This window comes from Paenibacillus sp. N3/727, from assembly GCF_022637315.1.
Lineage (GTDB): Bacteria > Bacillota > Bacilli > Paenibacillales > Paenibacillaceae > Paenibacillus_AQ > Paenibacillus_AQ uliginis.
Map to the genome: position 1 here is coordinate 1,898,820 of NZ_CP093336.1, position 25,992 is coordinate 1,924,811.

Annotated in this window: 24 protein-coding genes and 1 other annotated feature; of the genes, 22 read left to right on the plus strand and 2 right to left on the minus strand. The window is 47.7% G+C overall.

What is annotated here, in order from left to right; all coding sequences use genetic code 11:
* Position 1: 1 nt before the first annotated feature.
* The 16 genes from MNQ98_RS08280 to leuS all read left to right on the plus strand — a co-directional run bounded on the left by MNQ98_RS08280 (position 2) and on the right by leuS (position 17,115).
* Positions 2-1,249 carry a DUF58 domain-containing protein gene (locus MNQ98_RS08280; RefSeq protein ID WP_241932750.1) on the plus strand — a complete coding sequence of 416 codons (1,248 nt, stop codon included), beginning with the start codon at positions 2-4 and terminating at the stop codon, positions 1,247-1,249.
* Complete coding sequence (locus MNQ98_RS08285) at positions 1,249-3,465, plus strand: DUF4129 domain-containing transglutaminase family protein (protein ID WP_241932751.1); 2,217 nt, start codon at positions 1,249-1,251, stop codon at positions 3,463-3,465. Before MNQ98_RS08280 ends, MNQ98_RS08285 begins: the two co-directional genes overlap by 1 nt.
* 157 nt (positions 3,466-3,622) lie before the next feature.
* Complete coding sequence (locus MNQ98_RS08290) at positions 3,623-4,153, plus strand: YqeG family HAD IIIA-type phosphatase (protein WP_241932752.1); 531 nt, start codon at positions 3,623-3,625, stop codon at positions 4,151-4,153.
* Positions 4,150-5,277: a ribosome biogenesis GTPase YqeH gene (yqeH, locus tag MNQ98_RS08295; protein WP_241932753.1), complete on the plus strand. Its 1,128-nt coding sequence runs from the start codon at positions 4,150-4,152 to the stop codon at positions 5,275-5,277. The genes MNQ98_RS08290 and yqeH overlap by 4 nt, the downstream gene beginning before the upstream one ends.
* Positions 5,278-5,317: 40 nt before the next feature.
* A complete protein-coding gene (gene aroE / locus MNQ98_RS08300; RefSeq protein ID WP_241932754.1) occupies positions 5,318-6,190 on the plus strand; it encodes a shikimate dehydrogenase in 873 nt (290 codons plus the stop codon).
* 107 nt (positions 6,191-6,297) lie between these two features.
* On the plus strand, positions 6,298-6,588 hold the full coding sequence (gene yhbY / locus MNQ98_RS08305) for a ribosome assembly RNA-binding protein YhbY (protein WP_208915143.1): 291 nt from the start codon (positions 6,298-6,300) through the stop codon (positions 6,586-6,588).
* An 18-nt stretch (positions 6,589-6,606) separates the two neighbouring features.
* Positions 6,607-7,209, plus strand: coding sequence for a nicotinate-nucleotide adenylyltransferase (gene nadD, locus MNQ98_RS08310; protein WP_241932755.1), 603 nt, complete (start codon positions 6,607-6,609; stop codon positions 7,207-7,209).
* Positions 7,181-7,759: a bis(5'-nucleosyl)-tetraphosphatase (symmetrical) YqeK gene (gene yqeK, locus MNQ98_RS08315; RefSeq protein ID WP_241932756.1), complete on the plus strand. Its 579-nt coding sequence runs from the start codon at positions 7,181-7,183 to the stop codon at positions 7,757-7,759. The genes nadD and yqeK overlap by 29 nt, the downstream gene beginning before the upstream one ends.
* Positions 7,756-8,103 (plus strand): ribosome silencing factor, encoded by a 348-nt coding sequence (rsfS, locus tag MNQ98_RS08320; protein WP_241932757.1) that lies wholly within the window; start codon positions 7,756-7,758, stop codon positions 8,101-8,103. The genes yqeK and rsfS overlap by 4 nt, the downstream gene beginning before the upstream one ends.
* Positions 8,100-9,017 (plus strand): CvfB family protein, encoded by a 918-nt coding sequence (locus tag MNQ98_RS08325; RefSeq protein ID WP_241932758.1) that lies wholly within the window; start codon positions 8,100-8,102, stop codon positions 9,015-9,017. Before rsfS ends, MNQ98_RS08325 begins: the two co-directional genes overlap by 4 nt.
* A gap of 26 nt (positions 9,018-9,043) precedes the next feature.
* Positions 9,044-9,814, plus strand: coding sequence for a class I SAM-dependent DNA methyltransferase (locus MNQ98_RS08330; RefSeq protein WP_241932759.1), 771 nt, complete (start codon positions 9,044-9,046; stop codon positions 9,812-9,814).
* Between the two features lie 317 nt (positions 9,815-10,131).
* A complete protein-coding gene (locus MNQ98_RS08335) occupies positions 10,132-10,983 on the plus strand; it encodes a sugar phosphate isomerase/epimerase family protein (protein ID WP_241932760.1) in 852 nt (283 codons plus the stop codon).
* Between the two features lie 74 nt (positions 10,984-11,057).
* A complete protein-coding gene (locus tag MNQ98_RS08340; protein WP_241932761.1) occupies positions 11,058-12,218 on the plus strand; it encodes a Gfo/Idh/MocA family protein in 1,161 nt (386 codons plus the stop codon).
* 67 nt (positions 12,219-12,285) lie between these two features.
* Positions 12,286-13,359 carry a Gfo/Idh/MocA family protein gene (locus MNQ98_RS08345; protein ID WP_241932762.1) on the plus strand — a complete coding sequence of 358 codons (1,074 nt, stop codon included), beginning with the start codon at positions 12,286-12,288 and terminating at the stop codon, positions 13,357-13,359.
* 50 nt (positions 13,360-13,409) lie between these two features.
* Entirely contained in the window at positions 13,410-14,282 is an 873-nt protein-coding gene (locus tag MNQ98_RS08350; RefSeq protein ID WP_241932763.1) for a helix-turn-helix transcriptional regulator, read from the plus strand.
* A 38-nt stretch (positions 14,283-14,320) separates the two neighbouring features.
* Positions 14,321-14,585 (plus strand) — a binding site (T-box leader).
* An 88-nt stretch (positions 14,586-14,673) separates the two neighbouring features.
* Positions 14,674-17,115, plus strand: a complete 2,442-nt coding sequence (leuS, locus tag MNQ98_RS08355) for a leucine--tRNA ligase (RefSeq protein WP_241932764.1) — start codon at positions 14,674-14,676, stop codon at positions 17,113-17,115.
* Here leuS and comER read toward each other — a convergent pair.
* Positions 17,096-17,938: a late competence protein ComER gene (comER, locus tag MNQ98_RS08360; RefSeq protein ID WP_241932765.1), complete on the minus strand. Its 843-nt coding sequence runs from the start codon at positions 17,936-17,938 to the stop codon at positions 17,096-17,098. The genes leuS and comER overlap by 20 nt on opposite strands.
* Positions 17,939-18,114: 176 nt before the next feature.
* On the opposite strand from comER, the gene MNQ98_RS08365 reads away from it, so the two are divergent.
* The 6 genes from MNQ98_RS08365 to holA all read left to right on the plus strand — a co-directional run bounded on the left by MNQ98_RS08365 (position 18,115) and on the right by holA (position 25,404).
* Positions 18,115-18,684: a ComEA family DNA-binding protein gene (locus MNQ98_RS08365; RefSeq protein ID WP_241932766.1), complete on the plus strand. Its 570-nt coding sequence runs from the start codon at positions 18,115-18,117 to the stop codon at positions 18,682-18,684.
* Between the two features lie 52 nt (positions 18,685-18,736).
* Complete coding sequence (locus tag MNQ98_RS08370) at positions 18,737-19,258, plus strand: deoxycytidylate deaminase (protein ID WP_241932767.1); 522 nt, start codon at positions 18,737-18,739, stop codon at positions 19,256-19,258.
* 129 nt (positions 19,259-19,387) lie between these two features.
* Positions 19,388-22,063: a ComEC/Rec2 family competence protein gene (locus MNQ98_RS08375; RefSeq protein ID WP_241933871.1), complete on the plus strand. Its 2,676-nt coding sequence runs from the start codon at positions 19,388-19,390 to the stop codon at positions 22,061-22,063.
* A 114-nt stretch (positions 22,064-22,177) separates the two neighbouring features.
* Positions 22,178-22,726, plus strand: a complete 549-nt coding sequence (locus tag MNQ98_RS08380) for an RNA polymerase sigma factor (protein ID WP_241932768.1) — start codon at positions 22,178-22,180, stop codon at positions 22,724-22,726.
* Positions 22,723-24,012 carry an anti-sigma factor family protein gene (locus MNQ98_RS08385; RefSeq protein ID WP_241932769.1) on the plus strand — a complete coding sequence of 430 codons (1,290 nt, stop codon included), beginning with the start codon at positions 22,723-22,725 and terminating at the stop codon, positions 24,010-24,012. Before MNQ98_RS08380 ends, MNQ98_RS08385 begins: the two co-directional genes overlap by 4 nt.
* 372 nt (positions 24,013-24,384) lie before the next feature.
* Positions 24,385-25,404, plus strand: coding sequence for a DNA polymerase III subunit delta (gene holA, locus MNQ98_RS08390; protein ID WP_241932770.1), 1,020 nt, complete (start codon positions 24,385-24,387; stop codon positions 25,402-25,404).
* Between the two features lie 148 nt (positions 25,405-25,552).
* Here holA and rpsT read toward each other — a convergent pair whose 3' ends face one another.
* Complete coding sequence (gene rpsT / locus MNQ98_RS08395) at positions 25,553-25,825, minus strand: 30S ribosomal protein S20 (protein WP_208915126.1); 273 nt, start codon at positions 25,823-25,825, stop codon at positions 25,553-25,555.
* Positions 25,826-25,992 lie beyond the last annotated feature (167 nt).

Below are 25,992 nucleotides of genomic sequence, written 5' to 3' on the forward strand. Positions count from 1 at the left end.
GATGCGCCGTTATCTTTCGATATGGACGAACGGCATAAAACCGTCGAGACTCGCAGCGGTATTGGCGGTTTGGTGTATATGCTTGCTGTATGTTCTGTTTCAAGGCGGCAAGACATCCACGATGCTTTTTTCAATGGTCAGTCTATTGTCTGTTTATCTGATTGGTTCGAGTTTCGGCGGAGTCAATCGAGTAAAGGCCTCCCGCTCCGTTTCATCAGGTGAGAATAATGGTGATGTTCTGCATGCCGGTGACCAGGTTCGTGTCAAGATGGAAGTGAACATCCCAGGGCTGCTGCCCATGCCTTACCTTATTGTAAGAGAGGTGCTTCAGCGTCATAACGGGGAAAAGTGGTCCTTTGAAGATAGTGTGATTCCGAGCCTGCGCGGATCCGGGGAGCTGGTGTTTCAGACACCTCCGCTGGAAAGAGGTCGCTACGCCTTTTCAAGCACGGAATGCATTAGCGAGGATATATTTGGCCTTATGGAGCATCGCGGGGTATTCGAGGTCCAAACGTCATTCCGGGTGCTCCCGAGAACCGTGTATATTCCGAATTGGCATCGGAGCATTCGTAATTTAAGGCTCGGAGGGACGCAGACGACACTTTCGTCCTCCAGACGGGAGACGACCCAGATTAACGGTGTTCGGGATTACGTTTACGGTGACCGGATTTCACGAATACACTGGAATGCAACAGCCAGGACAGGCTCCTGGAAATCCAAGGAGTTTGAGCACGAATCATTTCCAAAAACGATGATAGTATTGGATTGCACGGCAAAAGGATACCATAATTCCCGACAATTTGAGTTTGCGGTTTCAGCGGCTGCTTCACTTGTTGAATATGGAGCCCGAGAACATGCAGGTACCGGGCTGTTTACTGCAGGGAAAGATTCCCGTGTATTTGCGCCAAGCGATACCCCAAGCGAACGGATGCGGATGATTCAGCATTTGGTGGATGTGGATGCAGACCGGACAGAAAGTCTGCTGACCTCACTGGAGAGAGCATATCGCCATTTTCCGAAAGGTGCTTTGTTCCTTCTAGTGAGTCCTTTGGCGGATCAATCGGTTATGGAAGCAATGCGCTGGGCAGAAACCAAAGGAATGAACCCTAGCTTGCTTAGAATACTAAGCTTTGATGGAGTGAACAGTGGCAAAGAGGATTATTCTGCATTTCTCCAGTCACGGGGTATTACGAATTACGCGGCTTCTTCGCTCGATGAGCTTCCTGCTGTTTTGGGAGGTGGTGCGTGATGAGGTCATGGATACAAAAGTTCTCGCTGTCCTTTTTCTATATATTATCGTTATTGTGGATTTGGCTTATATTACTGCAGTGGGTTTCCTATTCAGAGTCCTTATTATATGAAGAAACAACGGCAAGCATTATTGTCGCGCTCGCCATTACGGCGATTACGGAATCCTTGGTGTTTATCAAGCGCGGGTTTCGTATGCTCATTCAGTTGCCGTTGATCATTTATGCGGTATACCGCACGTTAGAGAAATACGGCAATCCTGTACCTTCAAGCTTGCTTGAAGGACTAGAGTCGGGAGAGCTGCTTGAATTTCTGCCTTATCTTTGGTTTGCAGCTGCATCATGGGCGATTTTTCTGTTTATAGCAGTCTGGGCGAACAACAAGAGAAGGATCTTATTGGTTATAGGGTTGAATATCGTAGCTTTTGCTGTGCTTGATTCCTTCACGACCATTGTTTTATGGGATGAAACCGCATGGATCGTAGCGGTGGGTATGGGCTGGCTTGTTACAGAGCATTTCAACCGGTTTCGTAAAAGATTTCCTTTGGGTTGGCGCAAACTTCGGGAGTATCCCATTAAGATTATCGGAAATATCCTCGTTATCTTTTCGTTGATTATTTTGGCCGGCATCAACATGCCGAATATCCAACCCGCACTTACAGATCCTTATACCGCTTGGCGGGAATGGAACGGCATACCGTTGTCGGGAAGCGTGAGCGGATTGGGTGGCGGTATTCTCGATGTCTCTGTCGAGAGCATGTCCGGATATGGGCGTGAAGATAACGAATTAGGCGGAGGTTTTAATTTCGACTATTCACCGGTCATGACAGTTGCATCTAAGGAAAGAAGCTACTGGCGTGGTGAGACGAGAGCACAATACTCCGGAACAGGCTGGTCAGATAAACAAAGACGGCGCGACTCGGAAGAAGTTGAGCTAGGCGAGGCTCTAAGCGGGGATTTATCAGGGAAGATTGACACCAAGACGGTGCAGCAGACCGTGACGATGCTCAATGACAGTGTATATCCGGTGCTGTTTGGAGCCTACTCGATATCTAAATTGGACAGGTTGGATCCTGACGTGGATAACGGAATGCTTCGTTGGAAGGGCGAAAGTTCCGAGCTTCATCTGAATTCTGAGCCGAAACGTCCGAATTATCCGAAGACGTATACAGTCACTTCGGAAATCCCGGTCATCCCGGTAGAAGAGCTTAGCGCTCAAGCTTATGATCAATTGTTTACCGGTCCAATAGACGAGGCGTATCTTCAGAAACCGTCCGATTTCCCGGAACGTGTCGAAATGCTGGCGGAGGAAGTGACTGCCGCAGGAGATACCCCATATGAAAAGGTAATGCTGTTGCAGCAATATTTACAAAACAACTTTACCTACACGAACACACCTGACTTAACGAGAAGGGAAAGTACAGACTTTGTGGATGCCTTTCTGTTTGAGGTGAAGGAAGGCTACTGCGACTATTTTTCTACGTCTATGGTTATGATGACCCGATCACTAGGTATTCCCGCCAGATGGGTGAAAGGCTATGCGCCTGGAAACATTCCGAGTCAGGAATTTATGTCTCAGAATGGTCAGAGTAATTCCGCATCTGGGAGTTATACGGTTACCAATGCGGATGCACACTCATGGGTTGAGGTATACTTCGGGGACTACGGCTGGATTCCGATTGAGACGACACCAGGTTTTAACATGCCGATTTTGGCCGGCGGGGAGTCGCTGGAACCTATTGTTTCGGAGAAAGAGAAAGAGAAGGCTGAGGAAGAGGAAGAGCCTGTTCTGCCTTCTGAAGAAACGGGAGGCAGCTCCTCTTTGTACATGATTCTGGGAATTATTTCAGGAGCGGTTATTCTCGCCTGGATAGGGTATATTCTTTGGAGAATGCGGTTTAATCTCCGGTTCTTCTCTGCCCGTCTTCGAGCCGGGAAACCTCTGACACCTGCTGATAAAGTGATTGCCGAGACAGAACGTTGGCTACGTTATGCCCATCGTCGCGGCTTGAAACGCGACACCCACGAAACACTTCGGGAGTCGGTTAGCCGTTGGGAAAGTCTTTATCCGCCACTGTCCCGCTCGCTGACTCCATTACTTAGAAAGTTTGAGGCTGCACGCTATAGTCCAATCCACATTATGGAGGAAGAATGGCGCGCGGTTCAATCCGAAGCGGATCAGCTCAAGAAGAGTATAAAAAGTGTTAGGATTTCCTGATCACAACCGCCCGGATTCCGATAGGAATAACGGGCGGCTTTTTCATGAAACCCCAGGCACTCATTGGCTTTGGATGTATGGTTGACGCGCTGTCGATTATTTTTACTAACCAACCGTAATATGGTATAGTTTTTCGTATGAAATTGAGGTGACGAATTTGTTTGAAATGTTGATTCCAAAACTCCGCGTCAACACGGTGTTTGACATTAACCTGGAAGAACTGTACGAACAGGGCTACCGGGGAATTATTACGGATTTGGATAATACGCTCGTAGGAGCGAAGGCGCCACTTGCAACCCCTGAATTGGTGGCATGGTTTAAAAAAGTAAAAGAGATTGGCTTTCAGCTGATCATCGTTTCCAATAACCAACTGGAGCGCGTATCAAAGTTTGCCACTCCGTTAGATATCCAGTATGTGCACAAAGCCCGTAAACCTAGCAACATTCCTTTCCGGAAAGCGATGAAAATGATGGATCTAAAGAATGAGCAGACGATTGTAGTTGGAGATCAAATGCTGACGGACGTTTACGGCGGTAATCGTTTGGGCTTATACACGGTTTTGGTCATGCCGATTGCGATTAATGATGAAGGATTTGTGACGCGGTTTTTCAACCGGCGGGTGGAACGAATCGCTCTGACACGTCTGAGAAAACAAGGATTATGGATTGAGGAGGACAAGAAATCATGATGGAGCCTTTAGGCGAACAAGTCAGCAAGAAATGCAGCGGTTGTGGCATTTCGCTGCAGCATACTGCTCAGGGTGAGCCTGGCTATCTGCCGGAAAAAGCCTGGGACCGTGAACCGGTCATTTGCCAGCGCTGCTTCCGTATCAAAAATTATAACGAGGTCGCATCTGTTGCAGTCGATCAGGATGAATTTCTGCGTCTGCTCGGGCAAATCGGCGAGAAGAAAGCCCTCGTCATTCATATTGTAGATATTTTTGACTTTGAAGGAAGTTTAATATCAGGTCTTCAGCGGTTTGTTGGCAACAACCCGGTCATCCTGGCTGTCAATAAAATCGACCTGCTTCCGAAAGTCACCAATTGGAACAAGCTTCTGAATTGGGTGCAGAAGCAGTGCAAAGAACAAGGACTTCGAACAACCGACATCGTTCTGTGCAGTGCAAAGAAGAATCAGGGTTTCGACAGACTTCTGGATACGATGGCTGCTCATCGCGGTGATCGTGATGTTTATGTTGTCGGCGCAACGAATGTTGGCAAGTCGACACTCATTAATCGTTTGATCCGTGATTACAGTGATCTGGAGCAGGAGCTGACCACATCCCGTTATCCGGGAACTACGCTGGATATGGTTAATATTCCGCTAGATGACGGACGATATATTGTGGATACACCGGGGATTGTCTATCCATGGAGATACAGTGAGCTTGTAAGCCGCGACGATCTGGGTGTCGTTATGCCCGAGAATCCGCTGAAGCCTCTGGTATACCAGCTAAATGAAGGCCAAACGTTGTTCTTTGGGGGAATGGGGCGATTCGACTTCATTAAGGGAGAACATCAGTCCTTCACTTGCTTTATTAGCGGCCGACTGAATATACACCGTACGAAGCTGGAGCGTGCCGATTCACTGTTCGAGGAGCATGCGGGGGAACTGCTGTCGCCTCCAACCAAGGAACGGCTGGAAGAAATGCCTGAATGGACAAGACATGAGATAAGAATTCCCAAAGGCTCCGGCTCGGACATATTTATTTCCGGCTTGGGATGGGTGAAAGTGAACGGAGACATGGGTGCTCTTGTCGCGGTTCATGTGCCGAAAGGGGTCAAAGTACTTCAACGGCCGTCACTGATCTAACCGGGTTTACACGGTCTTTCGGGAGAGGGTGATGGAATACATGAATTCAATACAGCAAAAAGGTTTTGTCCGGAATAGTGGAGCTATATTGCTCGGGGTGATGGGGGATCCGATCATTCATTCTAAATCCCCTGTCATGCATAATGCAGCTTTGAAAGCACTCGGTATTCCAGGTGACTATGTTCCTCTTCATATTAAGCCGGAAGGGCTAGAGAACGCAGTTCAAGCCCTTCGTTCACTTGGCTTTCGCGGGGTCAATGTAACGATTCCGCATAAGGTAGAGGTTATGAACTACCTGGATATTATAGACGAAGGGGCTGCAAGGGTCGGAGCGGTCAATACGATTGTAAACGATAACGGCGTTCTCACCGGTTTCAACACGGATGGAATCGGATACGTCCGGTCATTGAAGGAAGAAGCTTGTCCTGATTTGGCCGGCAAAAATATTGTTGTTCTCGGAGCAGGAGGTGCCGCTCGCGGTATCATACACGCTTTGACTTTTGAACAGCCAGGACATATATCCGTTGTCAACCGAACTGCCTCAAGGGCAAAGGAGCTTGCAGAAGAGTGGCGTTCGTTAGCCGATATTCGGGGATTGGCTGAAGCGGAAGCGAGAGAGGCTGTGAAGTCGGCAGACGTGTTAATCAACACGACTTCGGTCGGTATGCATCCGCATATCGGTGATCTTCCACTATTGGCAGAATGGATTCCGGAAGGAATCGTTGTCAGCGATTTAATATATAACCCGCTTACAACTGAACTTCTGCGGAGAAGTGAAGAAAAAGGCTGTACCATTCACGGCGGCCTTGGCATGTTTGTGAATCAGGGGGCTTATGCTTTCGAATATTGGACAGGACAGGCTGCCCCGGTTGAGATTATGAAGCAGACTGTGCTGAACAGTTTTCAGGAATAAGCAGGTCTCCAATAATAATTGCTTAAAGATACATCAAGCGCTAGAATAAAGGTTTCGGAACAGAGAAAAGCTTGAAATAGATGAAATTAAGGGAGTTATGACGAAGTATGTTAACAGGAAAGCAAAAAAGGTATTTACGGTCAATGGCGCATCACTTGGATCCTTTGTTTCAGGTCGGTAAGGGTGGAAGCAATGATCATCTGATCCGTCATATTTCTGAAGCGATTGAAAAGCGGGAACTATTAAAGGTATCTGTGCTGAACAATTGTTTGGAAGATCCGCGTGCAATCGCGGCGGAATTGGCTGAAGGTGCTAAAGCAGAGCTTGTACAAGTGATTGGAAAAACGATCGTGCTGTACAAGGAATCGAAGGATAACAAAACGATCGAACTGCCTTAATAAAAGGAGGCGAACCGGATGAAGGTTGGTATTATGGGAGGCACGTTCGACCCCATCCATATCGGTCATATGCTGGCAGCAGAAGCCGCCCGGGACGTTTACCAACTGGATGAAGTGTGGTTTATGCCAAGCCATATTCCTCCACATAAGCTGGAATCCGGTGCGACGGGGCAGATAAGGCTTGAAATGACATCCGAAGCCGTGTCCGGCCATCCGTCTTTTCGGACGTTGGACTTTGAAATTGAACGTGGAGGAGTATCATACACCGTAGATACGGTGACGGAACTGCGCCGGGCTTATCCGCATATAGAGTTCACATTCATCATTGGTGCGGACATGGTCAACTACCTGCCGAAATGGCACCGGATTGATGAGCTTGCCGGAATGCTTCATTTTATCGGTGTGAACCGGCCAGGATCCAGTTTGGATGTCAATTTGCTGCCTTCGTTTTTACAGAAAGTTGTAAAAATTGCAGATATGCCTCTTGTGGATATATCCTCGACCCTGATCAGGAAGAGGGTGGCCGCGGGCGAGTCTATCCGTTATATGGTACCCGACCGTGTATATGATTACATTGTAAGGAGCGGAATCTATGGGATACAGCCGGGAACAGCTGATTGAGGCCGTATCATCCCAGATGCCCGAGAAGCGCTGGATACACACCAAGGGCGTCATGGAAACGGCGGTCAAACTTGCTGGACAGTATGGGGCTAATCCGGAAAAAGCGGATTTGGCGGCTATCCTGCACGACGTCGCTAAATATTGGCCTGTGTTAAAATTAAAAGAAGTGCTAGTGGATAACGGACTTAATGACGAGTTGCTGCAGCATGATAAACAGTTGTGGCACGCCGAAGTAGGCGCCTTTGTCGCAGAAAGGGATTACGGCATAACCGATCGGGAAGTATTGGATGCAATACGCTATCATACCTCTGGTCGTGCCCAAATGACTCTTCTGGAGAAGGTCGTCTGTCTGGCGGATTATATGGAGCCGGGAAGGGATTTCCCAGGCGTGAATAATATTCGCGAACTGGCCAACCATAGCCTTGAAGAGGCGCTTGCAGCCGGATTCGATTCGACGATAAGTCTCTTGGTATCTCGCAAGCAGATCATTTATCCACTGACCGTACTGGCTCGAAATGACTTAATAAAGCAATTGGAGGCGAATTCATGACGATAAATCCGAATGAATTGTTAAATGCGGCCGTGGCGGCCGCTGAAGATAAGAAAGCGATGAATATTGTGGCTCTTGATTTGAGAGGAATCTCTCTTGTAGCCGATTACTTTGTTATTTGTCACGGTAACTCCGACACCCAGGTTCAAGCGATTGCAACCGAAGTGCGCAAGCGTGCTCAAGAGGTCGGCGTGACGCTTAAAGGTATAGAAGGAATGGACGCTGCCCGCTGGGTGTTGATGGATCTTGGCGATGTAGTAGTTCATATATTCCATCGCGATGAGCGTGAATATTACAACATTGAACGTCTGTGGTCTGACGCTAAAGTGGTGGAGAACGTATGAGCCTGATCGCCGGTACGATCGTGGAGCTGGAAGTAACCCGTGAAGTATCGCCTTACGGTTATTTTTTGGACGGCGGCGACAGAGATGTGCTTCTCCATTACTCTGAGCTCACCGGGAAGGTAGAGCCTGGAGATTCGGTTGAGGTGTTCATATTTTTTGATACGGAGGATCGGCTCGCAGCTACAATGAAAAAGCCGTATCTCACATTGGGTGAGACAGCCAAGCTAATGGTAGCTGACGTTCATCCGCGCCTTGGCTGCTTCCTCGAGATGGGGCTGGGCCGTCAATTGCTGCTTCCTATCCGTGAACTACCTGAGATGAGAGAGCTTCATCCCCAGGTAGGTGATTATGTATTCGCCATGATGGAACACGATAAGCAGGGACGGCTCCGTGCCAAGTTGGCCGGAGAACAGGAGCTTGCGCCCCTTGCTTTTCATGCACCCGATGCTTGGCTCAACCAATGGTTTACAGCACTTGTGTACAAGCCTCTTCAAATGGGCACGTTCGTTATAGTAGACGGTGGCGTGCTTGGTTTTGGAGCTATTGGGATGATTCATTCTTCCGAGCGTACGCGATTAATGCGTCTCGGAGAAGAAGTTCGTGTTCGTGTCAGTCATATACGTGAGGACGGCCGTGTCAACTTATCGATGGTGCCGCGTAAAGAAATTGGGATGACAGATGATGCTGATCGGCTGCTAGCGTTTCTGAAGGAACGTCCGGGTGGAGCCATGCCATACTCTGACGCAACGCCGCCAGATATTATTAAGCAGCGTTTCGGCATCAGCAAATCAGCCTTTAAACGGGCCCTAGGTAAGCTGATGAAGGACGGGCTGGTTACACAGAAGGAAAATTGGACCTATCTTGCTAAGGGAAATGAGGAGAACTCGGAACCTAGTGTAGAGGGCAATAAATAAGGAAGCCTTAAGAAAGTGGTGTCATCATGTTGTCTTACCGCAAATTTGCGTACGTTTACGATCAACTTATGGAGGACATGCCTTACCCCGATTGGCTCCGGTTTGCGCGGACAGCTTGGGAAAAGTATGGTATGCCCAAAAGTGTGGCGGAGCTCGGATGCGGGACAGGCAGCATCACGATTCCGCTCGTGAATTCGGGATTTGAAGTAACGGGAATAGATCTGTCATCCGACATGTTGTCGATTGCTCGCCGCAAGCTGGAGGGGACCCCTCAAGGGAATCGTCTGTTCCGTGAGGGGAGTGTTCGCTGGGTACAGCAGGATATGCGAGTATGGGAACTGCCAGAGCAGGTGGACTCCGTCATTTCTTTTTGTGATTGCATTAATTATTTACTTGAAGAAGACGACATTCGAGCTGTGTTCGCCCGTACCTATAGCGGTCTGAAGGATGGGGGCTCGTTCCTGTTTGATGTGCACCATCCGAACACCTTGATTCGTTACGATGAGGAGCAGCCCTTCGTTCTTGATGATCATAAGGTCTCATATATTTGGACATGTGCTCTGGATGAACTCCGCTGTGAAATTGAACATCATCTATCTATTTTCGCGCGTGATGAGAATGATCGATCGGTATACCGCCGTTTCGAAGAAACGCATACGCAGCGCGGCTACGATCCAGAGTGGATGAAGGTGGAGTTGACCAAAGCCGGATTCCGTGATGTGAAGTGTTATGCGGATTTTGAGTGGGTTGAAGCTGGAAGCGATGCACAAAGGCTGTTTTATGTAGCTGTCAAATAATAAATTACAGACTCAGGACTGTTTCAGCGTAGATATTCTACGAAGGAACAGTCCTTTTTGTTTTGGGGAAGTCGTGTGTTCTTCTTGCATGGGAAACTCTTTTTTGGCGGTCTATTTGATTGTGGTTAAGATGCCGTACCAAGGCCGTAGGTTTGCTTAAAAACCTGTGTTAGACTATACCCGCATCAAACTGAAAACGATTACAGTCCGTGGTAACCCGGAAGTGAAGTCGAATGATGATGACGGATAGCTAAACTACAATCAAATAGGTCTGTTTACAGTAATCTACTTTCGAGTAAAGAAGGGTGGAAACGACGATGAAATGGTCTGTGTTTACAGTTGCAACCCCTGATTTGAATCCGGAGGAGTTGGCCGCAGCTGCGCATGAGGCTGGAGTTGAAGGAATAGAATGGCGTTTTAAGGAAACTCCGGAGGACACTCTTCAGGAGGAGCCTTCATTTTGGCGCCACAATCGCTGCTCTATCGATCCAAGAGGTACAGAGGAGGAATGGTTGAGGTTTGACAAGGTAGCCAAGGAGTACAATCTTCGCAGCATAGCCGTTGTACCTTATCTGACTTGTGGTGACATTGAAGGCACAGAGCGGGTGATGAAGGCCGCCAAGCTGCTTGGGGCTTCCTTTATCCGGGCGGGTATCCCTGGCTATGATGGAAGCGAGAATTACCATGATCTTTATAAGCAAGCCGTACATTATCTGGAATCCGTGGAACGACTGGCTGCGGACTACGGTATCAAAGCTCTTGTAGAAACCCACCACAAAACAATTGCGCCTAGCGCCGGCTTGGCTCATAAGCTGGTTAGCCACTTTGATTCTCGACATGTCGGTGTCTTATATGATCCCGGAAATATGGTTCATGAGGGTTATGAAAATTTTAGGATGGGCTTAGAGCTTCTTGGTCCTTACTTGGCCCATGTTCATGTGAAAAATGCCGGTTATCGAATGACGAAGTCAGAGAACGGCCATCACACGGAATGGCTAGGTGAGTGGGTACCGCTTTCCCATGGTATCGTTTCATGGCCTCAGGTTATTGCGGATCTGAAATCCGTTGGCTATGACGGATACTTAGGAATTGAAGATTTTAGCGGAACATATCCTTCCAAAGAAATGTTGAAACATTTTGTGCAGCAAATGCAAGAGTGGACCAAGTAAAAAATAGCAAACGAAAGAACATGTAAACATTTTACGAGTATAATTCACTTTTTTAACAAAAGGGAGGTACAACAATGGAAGTAAGAATTGGCGTCATCGGTTTGGGTATGGGCTTTAGTCATGTGAGAACCTTGGCAGCGGGAAAAATTCGTGGAGCGTCTCTTACGGCAGTATGCGACGTAGAGGCAAGCAAGCAGGACATGGCTAGAGCCGAATTACCGGATACAGTAAAAATATGGGACGACACCGAGGCGATGATGTCATCTGGTGAAATCGACGCTGTCATCATTGCGACACCCCATTATGATCACCCATCGCTAGCTATATTTGCTTTTGAGCAGGGCCTACACGTACTGATTGAGAAGCCTGCAGGTGTTTATACAAAGCAGGTGAGGGAGATGAACAAGGTTGCGGCCGGGAGCGGCAAAGTATACTCGATTATGTACAATCAGCGCTGCAATCCGCTTTACCAAAAGCTTCGCGAGCTGATTGCTTCTGGGGAGCTCGGGGAAATCCGCCGTACAAACTGGATTGTTACCCACTGGTACCGTTCACAAAGTTACTATGATTCGGGCGGCTGGCGCGCGACATGGGCGGGTGAAGGCGGGGGGGTTCTCATTAACCAGTGTCCGCATCAATTGGATTTATGGCAGTGGATTACCGGAATGATGCCTGTCCGGATGAGAGCTTTCTGTTCTTTCGGCAAATATAGAAATATCGAAGTAGAAGATGATGTGACGGCTTATGTGGAATATGAAAACGGTGCGACAGGTGTGTTTATTACGACGACGGGCGAAGCACCGGGAACGAATCGTTTTGAGGTTACAGGAGATCGGGGCAAAATCGTTATAGAAGATGATAAGTTAACGTTTTGGCGGCTACGGGTGTCCGAAACGGAGTTCAACCGTGAGTATACCGGTGGCTTCGGGGAGCCGGAATGCTGGAAGTGTGAGATTCCAGTCTACGGGGACAATCCTCAGCACAGCGGTATTATACAAAATTTCACGGATGCCATATTAATCGGTACTCCGCTTATTGCACCGGGTGAGGAAGGTATTAAAGGTCTGACTTTATCCAATGCGATGCATTTATCTAGCTGGACCGATAATTGGGTAGATATCCCTATGGATGAAGACTTGTATTACGAGCTCCTGCAGGAACGCATTAAAAATTCGACCTATCAGAAGACGGTGAAAGAAACAGGACCAGTAGATATGTCAACCACCTTCGGTTAAAGACACTATGATGAATGATGATCACTAACACCCTTGGGCAGTTATCGAATTCGAGGAGGATGATCAAATGAATCGCAACAACGGTATGCTTTACGCCCCTGCCGGTAAATCTAAGCCGGTCGTCGGGCCGGGAGAATTCGTCATTGCAGCGATGTCTCTGGAGCACGGCCATATTTATGGAATGTGCAACGGATTGGTGGAGGCGGGGGCTACGTTAAAATGGGTATATGATCCGGATCCCCAGAAAGTGGAGTTGTTTTGCCAAAAATATCCTCAGGTGCGTGTAGCTTCTTCAGAAACTCAGATTCTGGAAGATCCGAAGGTTCAGCTTGTCGCCGCGGCTGCTATTCCGTCTGAACGCTGCAGTCTGGGACTGAAGGTTATGTCCCACGGGAAAGATTATTTTACGGACAAAACACCATTTACGACGCTGGATCAAGTCACGGCAGCAAGGGCAAAAGCAGAGGAAACGGGCCGGAAATATATGGTGTATTATAGTGAACGTCTCCATGTCGAGAGTGCTATTCACGCCGGAAAGTTAATACAGGATGGCGCTATCGGCCGTGTTATACAGGTGATGGGCACTGGACCCCACCGTCTCAACGCCCCATCTCGTCCTGATTGGTTTTTCCGTTATGAACAATATGGAGGCATTTTGTGCGATATCGGCTCTCATCAAATCGAGCAGTTTTTGTTTTATGCAGGATGTAAAGATGCCAAGGTGATGAGCAGCAAAGTGGCCAATTACAACAATCCGTTGTATCCGGAACTTGAGGATTTCGGAGATGCAACGTTAATCGGTGACAACGGGGCAAGTCATTATTTTCGCGTGGACTGGTTTACGCCGGACGGTCTTGGCACTTGGGGGGATGGAAGAACATTTATTCTTGGAACGGACGGATATATCGAGATGCGCAAGTATATCGATGTGGCAAGGGATTCGCAGGGAGATCATCTTTACTTGGTCAACCATGAAGGGGAATATCATATGGAACTCAAGGGAAAGGTGGGATATCCCTTCTTCGGGGAGTTGATTATTGACTGCCTGGAACGGACGGAACGGGCCATGACGCAGGAGCATGCTTTTAAAGCGGGGGAATTATGTATTGTTGCACAGAATGAAGCCGTTCGTATTCAGTAATTGTATCCGTTATAATAAAGGAATACCTAGGATCAGAAGGGGCAGTCTCTATGAAACCGGTGTCCTTTATGAATGAATTGAATGGGAAACTTCAGCTCCATCAACCCTTCGATTTTCATTATCGCAACGATAAACCGATGGCTAGCGGTGAATTTCATTCACATCCATTCTATGAAATATTTTATTTTCACGAGGGAAAATGTACATACTTGATCGGGGATAAAATTTATGTACTGAAGCCAGGTGATCTTCTTTTAATGAATGGTTTGACACTGCATTGTCCTCATGTGGAACCTGGTTCCAGGTATGTCCGGAGTATTGTTCATTTTGATCCCGGATTTGTGGGCCGGTGGCTTCAACCCGCCGCATTTTCTGCCTTATTAAGCCCGTTTGAAGAGCTGAGTAACTACCGGATTACTCTTGAGGGACCAGAGAGAGCTGAATTCGAAGGCATTATGATAGAGCTGGAACGTTTGACATCTACAGGCGCTCCGCAAGAACGAAGAATGCTGAGACTGATTGACATGATGTGTTTTATTGCTGATCTTTGCCGCACTGCTGTGAATCATAAAGAATCTTTTCCGGAAAAAGAGCGCCATATCCAGCAAGTCATCACCTTCGTGGAGCAAAATTATATGAAGGATCTTAGTCTCGAAGAAATTGCTCATTCGGTACATTTAACAAAGCACTATTTATCATCCTTATTTAAAGAAGTCACTGGAACAACGGTATTCAAATATGTATACAGCCGAAGAATCAATCAGGCAAAAATGCTGCTCTGGCTTCATCCGAAAATGACTGTAACCGAAGTGTGTTACGCTGCCGGGTTTAAACATTTGGCCCATTTCAGCCGAATGTTTAAGGAGATGGTCGGCCTGACACCGGAAGATTACCGTAACAACAGGTTATCTTCATTGACTTAACAGCCGATGTTCGATATAATATCGTCATTAAAATCGAATATGATACGATGATGAGGATCAGTAGTTTCTAACCCGATCACATAGAGAGCCGGCGGTTGGTGCAAGCCGGTTGACGAAGGAAATGAACTCACCTCGGAGTAACGATGTTAACCCGGTTCAGACAGCTTACACGGTAAGCGTTAATGTCAGGCCGATGAGTCATCGTCGTCTCACCTGCGATAGAGGTGCAAAGTGAGTTGAAGGCAAAGAATGCCTTTGGCTAACTAGGGTGGTACCACGGGAATCAAACCTCTCGTCCCTAGCGTCGTACGCTATGGATGATGAGGTTTTTTTGTTTGGAGGCGCACGGTCATACACCGCGTGCTTGACTGCGAAGGAGGAGCTGGAAAGTATGAGTGAAAATCAACAAACAGGCCACGGCTATCAGCCGCAGGCCATCGAGCCGAAATGGCAGCAGTATTGGGATGAACATAAAACGTTTAAAACGCATGAAGATCCGTCGAAACCGAAATTTTATGCGCTGGATATGTTCCCATATCCGTCAGGTGCAGGTCTGCACGTAGGACATCCAGAGGGTTACACGGCAACGGATATTGTGGCCCGTTTCAAACGGATGCGTGGATTCAATGTACTCCATCCGATGGGCTGGGATGCATTCGGTCTTCCTGCCGAGCAGTATGCGATGGACACTGGTAAACATCCGCGTGAATTTACAGTGCAAAATGTCGATAACTTCCGCCGGCAGATCAAGTCACTCGGTTTCTCCTATGACTGGGATCGTGAGATCAGTACGACGGATCCTGAGTACTATAAGTGGACACAATGGATTTTTATCCAACTGTATAAAAAGGGTTTAGCTTATGTTGCAGAGATACCAGTAAACTGGTGCCCGGCGCTCGGCACGGTTCTCGCTAATGAAGAAGTGATTGACGGCAAATCCGAGCGCGGCAATCATCCTGTCATCCGTAGACCGATGCGTCAGTGGATTTTGAAGATTACAGATTATGCCGAGAGATTGCTGGAAGATTTGGAGGAGCTGGATTGGACCGAAAGCATTAAAGATATGCAGCGTAACTGGATCGGTAAATCGACCGGTGCAGAAGTCCGCTTCGACATCGCTGGCCACGATCAGCATCTGACCGTATTTACGACTCGTCCGGATACGCTGTTCGGTGCAAGCTACTGTGTGCTGGCTCCAGAGCATGAGCTGGTGGACCGAATTACTACGGAAGAACAGAAGGATGCTGTAAAAGCTTATCAGGAGCAGGCAGCACGTAAGAGCGATCTGGAGCGTACGGATCTGGCAAAAGACAAGAGCGGGGTGTTTACAGGAGCTTATGCAGTGAACCCAGTAAACGGAGCTCAAGTACCGATTTGGATTGCGGATTATGTGCTTGCAGGTTACGGTACGGGTGCTATTATGGCCGTTCCGGGCCATGACAGCCGGGACTGGGAATTTGCGAAGCAGTTCGGTCTGGACATTATTGAAGTCGTTAAGGGAGGAAATGTGGAGGAAGAGGCGTACGCCGGTAGCGGAGAACACGTCAATTCTGATTTCCTGAACGGATTGGATAATGAAGCAGCTATCCAAACCATGAACGAATGGTTGGAGAAGAACGGCAAAGGTGAGAAAAAGGTAACCTACCGTCTGCGGGATTGGTTGTTCAGCCGTCAGCGTTACTGGGGTGAACCGATTCCTATTCTTCACCTGGAGGACGGTACCATGAAGACCGTACCGGAGGATCAGCTTCCACTGCTGCTGCCGGACGTGGATCAGATCAAACCATCAGGCACGGGAGAATCTCCGCTTGCAAATGTGACGGAATGGGTCGAAACGATTGATCCTGAGACGGGCATGAAAGCCCGCCGCGAGACCAATACGATGCCGCAATGGGCTGGAAGCTGCTGGTATTATCTGCGTTACATTGATCCTGATAACCATGATGAACTGTGCTCCAAAGAGAAGCAGAAGGCATGGTTGCCGGTTGACCTGTATATCGGCGGTGTTGAACACGCGGTACTCCACTTGTTGTATGCCCGTTTCTGGCATAAGGTATTGTACGACCTGGGGGTTGTGGATACGAAAGAGCCGTTCCAAAAGCTCGTCAACCAGGGTATGATTCTGGGTAACAACAACGAGAAAATGAGTAAGTCGCGCGGCAATGTGATCAATCCGGATGATATCGTCAATGAATACGGTGCGGACACACTGCGTGTCTATGAAATGTTTATGGGGCCGCTTGAAGCGACCAAACCGTGGAATACGAATGGTGTGGAAGGAATGCACCGTTTCTTGTCCCGTATCTGGCGTCTATTTATCGGCGAGAACGGCGAGCTGAATTCCAAGATTGTAGACGGCGAAGGAACCGATGAGTTCAAACGTACCTGGCATAAGACGATCAAGAAGGTTACTGACGATATGGAACATCTGCACTTCAACACGGCGATTAGTCAGATGATGATCTTCATTAACGAAGGCTACAAGGCTAATGAATTGCCACGCAAAGCGATGGAGAACTTTGTGCAAATGCTGTCTCCTCTCGCACCACACTTGGCCGAAGAGCTGTGGAGCCGTCTGGGTAACAGTGATAGCGTGACCTACGTGTCATGGCCGGAATTTGATGAAGCTTGGACAGTGGATGCAGAAATCGAAATCGTTATCCAAGTAAGTGGTAAAATCGTAGACCGGGCTAAAATCTCTAAAGATATGGACCAAGAAGCGATGAAAGAATATAGCCTCTCCCTTCCAAATGTCAAGCAGGCGCTGGAAGGAAAGAGTATCCGCAAGGTGATTGCAGTGCCGGGTAAACTGGTCAATATCGTGGCCGGTTAACCGTCTTTCCGAAGGCAATGTCCAGTTTCGCCAGATCCTCCTCATATTTTTCATGTGTGGTGTTGATCAGTTGGTGGAACAGACCGTCCAACCTGTTTCCGAGAAGGGACAGCGCTTGGGCGGTAATGCCTCCGGGAACAGCCACTCTCTCTTGAAGCTGTTCAGGAGAGAAACCTTCCTCCGTAAGCAATTTGCCGGTTCCGAGCAGCATTTCTCCGGCAAGTGCATTGAGCGTAGGACGGTCGGCTCCGGTCATTTCGACGGCGGCATCAATCCATTTTTCCACAAAAAAACTCAAAAAAGCAGGCCCGCAGCTGGAAAAATCGGATGTAATCCGTGTGTGTGATTCCAGAACCGGGGTGGGCCTGCTAATCGAAGACAGGAGGCTTTCCAAAAGCAGCCTGTCTTCTTCTTTTATACGTGATCCATAAATACATAAGGATGCACCGCTTCCGGCTTGGTTAGTGATACTCGGTATAATTTTCGCCACCTTGCAGGGAAGCGCAGATTCCAGATGAGACAGCTGGACGGGACTCGTAATAGATACAGCGATTTGAGAGATGTGGACTTGCTCTTGGATCTCGTCGATGACAGTTTTGAACTCACCGGGCTTAACGCACAGAAAAAACAGATCGCTCTTTGACGCAGTTTCCGCATTACTTCTACATACGATCAGGCCAGGGTGACTGTCTGACAGCTCAAGAGCTTTGTTCAGAGTGCGGTTGCTGATCCGGATCTGCTCAGGCTGTAGGGCGCCCGCTCGTATGAAGGAGTCGATCAAAAGACTGCCCATACTTCCCGTACCGATAAAACCGACCTTCATGTGTACGTTCCCTCCTTTCGCGCTTTACGGCAATGGGATGCCGTGTTCATATCGTTAATGTATGCGGCTTAGCCGTCAATTGATGACCGTTTTGGGGAGGATTACGGAATGAGAGCGCTATAATGTTCGTTAATATTCATCGGACGGGTATTCCGTTCGGGATTGGAGTGGTTTTTATGAGACGATTACCGTTAGGATTGAGTGTTACGACGGTTTTGCTTGGCTGTGGACTAATCCTGTTTGCCGGAGGCAATCAGGGTGGAATACAAGGATGGAAACCGCTGAATGCTGAGATCGAAGAGGTACTTGGGATGCAGGAGCCGGATTCACTGAAGTCCGTTCCCACGAAGTCTGTACCCATGAAGGAAGCGGTCGAAAAGGGAAATGACGATTCTAATAATGTCCAAAGACAACAAGGGGTGAAGGAAACACCTGTACCCGCCTCTGTGGAATCCGAAGATCCGGCTAAGCCAGTTATCGATGCTTCAAAACCTGCTGCCGAAGACGTTCAATCTGCGGAGAAAGTGAGTGAAATGCCTGCGGCTGAAACTTCCGGTAAAATTAACATCAATACGGCAGACGCGGCAGCGCTTATAGATTTACCGGGAATCGGTGAGAAGAAGGCCCAGGCTATTATTGATTACCGGATTAAGCACGGTCCGTTCCGCACTGCGGTTGATCTTCTAGAAGTGAAAGGCATCGGCCCGAAAATGCTGGAGAAAATGAAGCCTTACGTAGGTTTTTAACCCTGTGATACAATGAAATTAAATAAATTTTACGAAACAGGTGAGTTATGAAATGAGTACGGATCAACGTAAAGACTGGGACACCTATTTTATGGATATTGCATTTATGGTGTCTACACGTTCGCAGTGTTTCCGGCGCCACGTCGGAGCGGTGCTTGTACAGGGGAAAAAACTGCTCGGGACTGCTTATAACGGAGCTCCGATGGGCGTCCCGGACTGCTCTGAAGCGGGTTGCATGATTGTGGAAGACTATGAACTTGTTATTCATGATGATGGTAAAGAAGAAATGGTCAAAAAACAGCGCTGTGTCCGAACGATTCATGCCGAGCAAAATCTGTTGCTGTTCACAGACCGCAATGACCGTGAGGGAAGTACCGTTTATGTGACGGATGAGCCGTGTTGGACCTGCGCTAACATGCTGGCGAATAGCGGAATTACAGAAGTTGTATTTCACAGGTCTTACCCGAAGGATACGGAAAAGGTAAGCCGTATGATGGAACAGAAGGGAATTTTATTCCGTCAATTGTTCCAATATGATCCGCCGAGGGAGACGCTGATGACGGTGTCGGATTAACCCAGTACTATATGAAGATGGAAAGCGAATTATATTAGTATGATGAGGAAGAACCTCTGGTTGCTTAGTCAGCCAGAGGCTCTTTTTTTATACGTATGCTATTTATTATGAAGAGGAGATGGGAACGTGATGACACAACGACCGCTGCTGGCTTTTACGTTCTGTTGGATTCTCGGCAGTGGGGCTGCCTGTATGTATTCAGGCTGGCAGCTGATGCTTATTGTTACAGGAATCGCAATCTTGCTGGTCGTTCCTTTTTTGCTTGGAGCAGTAGCTCCCTTGTTTATAGGTTGCATGGTCGCATCACTGCTGGTTTCGTCAGGGTACTGGGAATGGAACGATGCGCGCAACGTTAGCAGGCTGCAGTCCCTTATGCAAAAATCAACCAATGAGGATGATCCGATCCCCGTATCGGCTGAAGGAGTTATTGTATCTCCCGTAAAAGTTGATGGTGACCGTGCTGATTTTGTGTTGTCTGTTCGTACTGCTGACTCGCATACCGGGATCAAGGAAGAGGTTCAAGTCCAGGTCAAGCTGCTGACAGAGGTGGAGACAAAGACGGCAGTTGAATGGAAACGTGGGGATTCCGTGCAGATAACAGGAGAGCTGAAGAGGCCCGGAACAGCCCGCAATTTTGATGGATTTGATTACCGAGAATACTTACGGACTAAGGAAATACACTGGCTCCTTAAGACAAAAGGAATACAAAATATTGCGGTACAGCAACCGGACGAATGGAAGTTGACTCATGTGCTTCGCTGGAATGATGAAGTCCGTCAGTATTTTGGTCATCGGATTGAAGAATTGTTCAGCGGAATACATGCGGGATATATGAAGGGGCTTATTATTGGTGATCAGGGTGATTTGAATCCGGATACGTTCGCTGAGTTTTCCCGTTTGGGACTTACTCATATTCTCGCCATATCGGGTTTGCATGTCGCGGTATTTGTAGGATCACTGTTGTTTGTTTTCTCGTTATGCCGTTTGACCCGGGAGACGTCACTCACCGCTGTAATGGTTTTTTTGCCGTTTTATGTGATGCTGACAGGGGCCAGCCCGTCAATCGTTCGTGCCGGTATCATGGGAATGATCGGTCTATATGCTGCGAGGAGAGGGCTGCTGAAGGATGGCATGCATATTTTGTGTGTCGCTGCTTTGCTGATGCTTCTTTGGAATCCCTATTTTCTTGTTAACGTCAGTTTTCAGTTGTCCTTTCTCGTCACAGCCGGGCTGATGGTTTTCGTCCCGAAACTGATGCCTTTTCTTTCGTTGATGCCGCGTTGGCTGGCAGGCACCTTGGGAGTGACGGTAGCTGCCCAACTGGTATCTTTTCCATTGACGATCTATTATTTCAATCAGTTCTCTCTTTTGTCAGTTCTAGCTAATCTGCTGATGGTACCTCTGATCAGTATGATTGTTTTACCAATGGGGACGGTGGCGTTGATTATGGGTTGGGTGTGGCTTACGGGTGCGAAATGGATTGCTGGAATGACAGAGTGGTTGAATATGTTTACTTTCTCTGTTGTGGAATGGATGAACGGTTCATCCGTATTTGTTACGATTTGGCCCTCACCGGGTCTGTGGTGGATCATCAGTTATTTTATAGTTCTATATTTAATGTTATATGTTTGGGGCCGGAAAAAGAGATTGGATCAGGCTCTATCTGGAGCTGTAGACGAGACCGTTCCATTATCCGGAGACGAACCTCCCGGAAGATTTGCTGCACATCGGAATGATAACTGGGGAGGTTCTGGTCATTCAGTAAAATACCGAACAGCCGAATGGCTCAGATCTATAGGTTTGCACCGGCTAGCCGGTGTATTTGAGCATTTCGGCAGTGGCGCAGCGGTAGCAGTGCTTACCGGTTTGTTTTTTCTGCTGCTGTACAACGGTTATCATGGGCCGATTAAGCAGGGGGTTGGATCGGTTCAATTTTTGGATGTGGGGCAGGGAGATTCGATTCTGGTGTCTACTCCGGAAGGAAAACATATATTAATCGATGCTGGTGGTACGACAAATTTCAAGAAAGAGAAGGATGCATGGAAGGTACGAAGCCGTCCGTTTGAAGTTGGTGCAAGCGTCGTTGTGCCTCTGTTAAAGAAGAGGGGGATTCATTCGCTGGATATGGTGATGGTTTCTCACAATCATCAGGATCATTTTGGCGGACTGCAAGCAGTTCTGGAGGAAATTCCGGTGAAGGCAATCATATTTAACGGTACATTGGCTGAATCCGAGGCATTTGAAAAGCTGCTCAAAACTGCGGTGAAACAAGACATCCCCGTTTATCAGGCTGATAGCGGGACCGTCTATCGGCCGGACACCAGTACCGAATTTTTGTTCCTGAACGCCGGCATTGATGGCAGGGAGCAAAACAAGGAGAAGGATACACTGCCTGTGGTAAAAGATCAAAATCACGAGTCTCTTGTATTTGAGCTTGTAATGAACGAAGCTCGCTTTCTGTTCACTGGGGACGCCGATGCCAAAGCCGAGCAACGAATATTGACAGAACACGCTGACCGTATTGCAGAGCGGTCGAAAATCCGTCGGCTCGATGTATTAAAGGTAGGCCATCATGGCAGCAAGACATCAACAACCGATTCATGGCTCAAAGTTTGGAAGCCTGCTTCAGCCGTGATCTCTGCCGGCGTGGACAATATGTACGGTCATCCCCATCCTGATGTCGTACAGAGGATTCAAAGGAATGATTCACTGGTATTTAGGACAGATCTGCATGGAGAAGTTCAGATGAAAATTTCACGCAAAAGTGAAATAGATGTTCGTACGAGATTGACGTCTGATGACTAACTTCATTATTTTTGGTATAGTTAGATGAACTTTCCTGAAAATTAATAGGTAACAAATTGCAACAAATTAATATTATCATCCGTCTGTATATATGCAGGGAGAGGGGGATCCACTGTGGTGGAGCAGGGACTCATCAGAGCCGCTCAATCGGGCGATCGCGACGCTCTAATCACCCTATTGCGAGAAATTGAACAACAAGTGTACCGGACTGCTTATTATATTTTAAACAATGAACAGGATGCAATGGATGCTTCCCAGGAAGCATTGATTCGCATTTATACGAAGATCAATTCCTACGAAGAGAAAGCCCAATTCAAAACATGGGTGCAACGAATCGTCACGAACATTTGTATCGATAAGTTTCGGCGGACGAAACCTACGGTTTCTATTGATGAGCATGATCTTGTTTTTCAGGATCGGCAGAACGTGGAGAAAGAAGTGATGACAGGATATCTGGCTCAGGACATTCAAGAGGCGATCAATCAACTGCCGGATCATCATCGCACCGTTATTGTCTTAAGATATTTGCAGGATTTGTCTTACAACGAAATAGCTGATTGTCTGAACCTGCCGCTGAACACGGTGAAATCGTATTTATTCAGGGCAAGACAACAGCTTCAGAACATGCTCCATGAGCATCAGAAGGGTGGTGTATCAGGATGAATTGCCAAGAGGTGGTGGAATATATGCACCGGTATTTGGATCAAGACCTTGATCCGGAAGAGACTGCGCAGATGTACCGCCATGTTGCTGTTTGTCCGGCTTGCGCGGAAAAATTCAATGTGCTGAAATCCCTGTCAAGGGATTTGGAAGATCTTCCGGCTGTCACACCTCCTTACAGTTTGGTTGATTCTATACTGCCGCAGCTTGATGCTATAGAATTGGCCCGTCAGGAGCAGGCCAAAGTTGACGATGACAAGGGGCCGGCCGTAATGATGCCGGAGCTGAAGCGTTCCAGACGAACAACAAGCTGGTGGGGTTCCATAGCAGGTAGGACGGCGATTGGTACAGCAGCAGCGGCTGTTATTCTCGGAGTTGCCATATTCAATTATGAACCGCAAATGCTCTCCGATGCTGAGCTGCCTGTGGAAGAGGCTATGCCGACAAGTATGAAGACTGGCAGCGGCGGGAGTCAGGAGCTGCCTGAAAGTGAAGATCCGAATAAGGACAGTGACGTAAACGATAAGAATGAAGAGCAAGCAGAATTACAGCCATACGCAGCGGCTATGGATGACTCCGAGAAGGCTGGGGCGGAGAAGAGCAGCCCTGATGAAAGTGTATCGTCCAATATGGACGCAGTGCCGGCAGAAGACAAGAAAAACGATAATAAGAGCCGGACTGCCAGCCCGGACGCAGGAACTTCTGCCCGAGAGAGTTCAACGAAAGGTAAAACGGGGAATACGGAACCTCCACAAGAGGTGCACAAACCAAAGGTTCCACCTTCAGAGCTGCCTGTACCCGATTCCCAGGAATCACAGGATATTCAGGACACCCAAAAGCCTGCTGAAACAGATGTTCCAGTAACGGAAAGTCTGGATACTTCTTTAGATAATGTTAATAAACATGGTATTACGGGTATGGTACCGGAGCAATGGTCTTCTCCGGATGGTCTTTACAGTGCGTCCTTAGAAATTGATCAACTGGTCATGTATCGGCTCCCTGCAGCTGCTGATCAGTTACCTGAAGTGATACATTCACTTCCGCTGAACGGGGATTGGATTGCTGGAGAATGGTCCGTAGACAGCAAGAACTTCACCTATACGGTGCTCGTCGACCAAAAAGAGGTTAAGCACGTACTTAACGTTCAACAACCGGTTGAGTCAAACAAGCCAGAAGCCGAAAAGACTGAGAAGTCTGAAAATTCGGATCAAACCGATAAAGCAGACAAAAAAGTTAATGCAGATACACCAGAGAAATCAGATACAACAAAATCAGTAACAACGCCATAAAAAGACGATAAACCGGTGCACACTTACCAAGAGATATGAATAAGTTAAGGTAGATAGAAATATGCCGCCTAACCACCGTCGTATGACCGACGGCGGAGTGATTCTAGAGCATTCCGTCCGGCGTTTATATAGATGTTGGGACAAAAGGACCTCGCAGCCAACGCGCCGAGGTCCTTTTGCTATGAGATAAGAAAGAATAAACATCGGATTAAAGTGCATCCTTATCTCGAAAAAAACTAGCCCTAAATGTGGTGTGTCTTCTTTGAGGTACGTCGATAGACGTTTCTGTTAAGAGATGAAGAAGGCCCGCTCTCGCTTTAAGGGCAGCTTTTTTGGTATAGTGTACAAAGAAAGAGAAGGGGGAAACACAGGATGGATGCCAAAGCAGCAGCAAAGGCGGTCAAGCAGGGGGAGGTATCCTCCGTTTACCTGCTTTACGGCAGTGAGAAATATCAAATGAATGAATTCGCTGCGTTATTGGAATCGCAGCTGTTAACTAAAGAAGACAAGGATTTTGCCCTGATTCATATGGATCTGGGGGAAGTACCTATACAGGCTGTAGTTGAGGAAGCGGAAACCGTACCTTTTATGGTGCCGAGAAAGCTGGTTTTTGTAAGAGATACTTCCCTGTTTACGGCTGGTAAAGATAGCAGCAAAATTGAGCATAGAGTAGAGGCGCTGTTAGAATATTTAGATAATCCGGCGGATTACAGTGTTGTTGTGTTTATGGTTCAGCATGAAAAGCTCGATGAGCGCAAAAAAGTAGTGAAGGCTGTTAAGAAGGTAGGAACGACTCTTGCTTTTATGCCTCTCGGCGGGGAGGAATTGTTAAGATGGGTGGACAAGCAGGCCTCAGTACAGAACTGCTCATTTGGTCCGGGAGCCGCAGAGGCACTCGTCCGCAACGCAGGCACGGGCCTACAGACCCTTGCTGGGGAAATCGATAAGCTGTGTCTGTACGCCGGAGCCGGCGGAACGGTGGATGAGGCAACTGTGGATCATATGGTGGCCCGAAGCACGGAGCAAAATGTGTTTGCTCTGGTGGAGGATATCGCGAATCTTCGGATTGATAAGGCGTTATCAATATTCTATGAGCTGCTGAAGCAACGTGAGGAACCGATTAAAATAGCCGCTCTCATCACGAGACAGTTCCGGATTATTTTACAGGTGAAGACTTTATCTAAACAGAGCTACTCCCAGCAGCAGATTGCTTCGCAGATTGGTCTGCATCCGTATGCTGTAAAGATTGCCGGGGAGCAGGCACGGAAATTCGAAACTTCCCGTTTGGAAAACATACTGAATCATCTGGGAGATTTGGATTACAAGATGAAGACAGGTGGAGTGGACAAAGTCTTGGGACTGGAGTTGTTTTTACTTCGGCTCGGGGCTTAAAGCCCTAACAGCTACACATTAGAAATCGCCTATCTACGTACTTCAGGGAAGCAGACTCTAAAAAAGTATATACTCTCCTGAACAATCAAAAAACCCTGATCAGCTTAGGCTGTCCAGGGTTTTCCATTTCTTATTCAGAAACGCAATCTTACGCTTGGGAAGTAAGAGCGTTCAGTCTTTTCGCCAGACGGGACTTCTTGCGGGCAGCCGCATTTTTATGGATCAGGCCCTTCGTAACGGCTTTGTCAAGCTTTTGGGAAGCGGCTTGGAAAGCAGCTTTAGCAGTTTCAACCTCCGTACCAGTCAGCGCTACGTCAGCGTTCTTAACTGCTGTGCGAAGTGCGGATTTTTGGGAAATGTTGAGTGCATGGCGTTTGTCGTTCGTTTTGACGCGTTTAACCGCGGATTTAATGTTTGGCATTACATTCACCTCCTGTAAGGCATTTCAATAGAGCGAAATGTTTCACAACTTAAAATATTTTAGCATGGGGGGGTACAAAAAGCAATACCAAGTAGAAACGACTTCGCCTACTTTCTCAAAAGCCGAAAATGCACCTTCTGCGAAAAATATAACTTTCTTTTTTTGAA

What these genes read in the sequence shown, in the direction of transcription:
- MNQ98_RS08280 (WP_241932750.1), top strand. Translation starts at nt 2, where the DNA reads ATGCGCCGTTATCTTTCGATATGGACGAACGGCATAAAACCGTCGAGA.
- MNQ98_RS08285 (WP_241932751.1), top strand. Translation starts at nt 1,249, where the DNA reads ATGAGGTCATGGATACAAAAGTTCTCGCTGTCCTTTTTCTATATATTA.
- yqeH (WP_241932753.1), top strand. Translation starts at nt 4,150, where the DNA reads ATGATGGAGCCTTTAGGCGAACAAGTCAGCAAGAAATGCAGCGGTTGT.
- aroE (WP_241932754.1), top strand. Translation starts at nt 5,318, where the DNA reads ATGAATTCAATACAGCAAAAAGGTTTTGTCCGGAATAGTGGAGCTATA.
- yhbY (WP_208915143.1), top strand. Translation starts at nt 6,298, where the DNA reads ATGTTAACAGGAAAGCAAAAAAGGTATTTACGGTCAATGGCGCATCAC.
- nadD (WP_241932755.1), top strand. Translation starts at nt 6,607, where the DNA reads ATGAAGGTTGGTATTATGGGAGGCACGTTCGACCCCATCCATATCGGT.
- yqeK (WP_241932756.1), top strand. Translation starts at nt 7,181, where the DNA reads ATGGGATACAGCCGGGAACAGCTGATTGAGGCCGTATCATCCCAGATG.
- rsfS (WP_241932757.1), top strand. Translation starts at nt 7,756, where the DNA reads ATGACGATAAATCCGAATGAATTGTTAAATGCGGCCGTGGCGGCCGCT.
- MNQ98_RS08325 (WP_241932758.1), top strand. Translation starts at nt 8,100, where the DNA reads ATGAGCCTGATCGCCGGTACGATCGTGGAGCTGGAAGTAACCCGTGAA.
- MNQ98_RS08330 (WP_241932759.1), top strand. Translation starts at nt 9,044, where the DNA reads ATGTTGTCTTACCGCAAATTTGCGTACGTTTACGATCAACTTATGGAG.
- MNQ98_RS08335 (WP_241932760.1), top strand. Translation starts at nt 10,132, where the DNA reads ATGAAATGGTCTGTGTTTACAGTTGCAACCCCTGATTTGAATCCGGAG.
- MNQ98_RS08340 (WP_241932761.1), top strand. Translation starts at nt 11,058, where the DNA reads ATGGAAGTAAGAATTGGCGTCATCGGTTTGGGTATGGGCTTTAGTCAT.
- MNQ98_RS08345 (WP_241932762.1), top strand. Translation starts at nt 12,286, where the DNA reads ATGAATCGCAACAACGGTATGCTTTACGCCCCTGCCGGTAAATCTAAG.
- MNQ98_RS08350 (WP_241932763.1), top strand. Translation starts at nt 13,410, where the DNA reads ATGAAACCGGTGTCCTTTATGAATGAATTGAATGGGAAACTTCAGCTC.
- leuS (WP_241932764.1), top strand. Translation starts at nt 14,674, where the DNA reads ATGAGTGAAAATCAACAAACAGGCCACGGCTATCAGCCGCAGGCCATC.
- comER (WP_241932765.1), bottom strand. Translation starts at nt 17,938, where the DNA reads ATGAAGGTCGGTTTTATCGGTACGGGAAGTATGGGCAGTCTTTTGATC.
- MNQ98_RS08365 (WP_241932766.1), top strand. Translation starts at nt 18,115, where the DNA reads ATGAGACGATTACCGTTAGGATTGAGTGTTACGACGGTTTTGCTTGGC.
- MNQ98_RS08370 (WP_241932767.1), top strand. Translation starts at nt 18,737, where the DNA reads ATGAGTACGGATCAACGTAAAGACTGGGACACCTATTTTATGGATATT.
- MNQ98_RS08375 (WP_241933871.1), top strand. Translation starts at nt 19,388, where the DNA reads ATGACACAACGACCGCTGCTGGCTTTTACGTTCTGTTGGATTCTCGGC.
- MNQ98_RS08385 (WP_241932769.1), top strand. Translation starts at nt 22,723, where the DNA reads ATGAATTGCCAAGAGGTGGTGGAATATATGCACCGGTATTTGGATCAA.
- holA (WP_241932770.1), top strand. Translation starts at nt 24,385, where the DNA reads ATGGATGCCAAAGCAGCAGCAAAGGCGGTCAAGCAGGGGGAGGTATCC.
- rpsT (WP_208915126.1), bottom strand. Translation starts at nt 25,825, where the DNA reads ATGCCAAACATTAAATCCGCGGTTAAACGCGTCAAAACGAACGACAAA.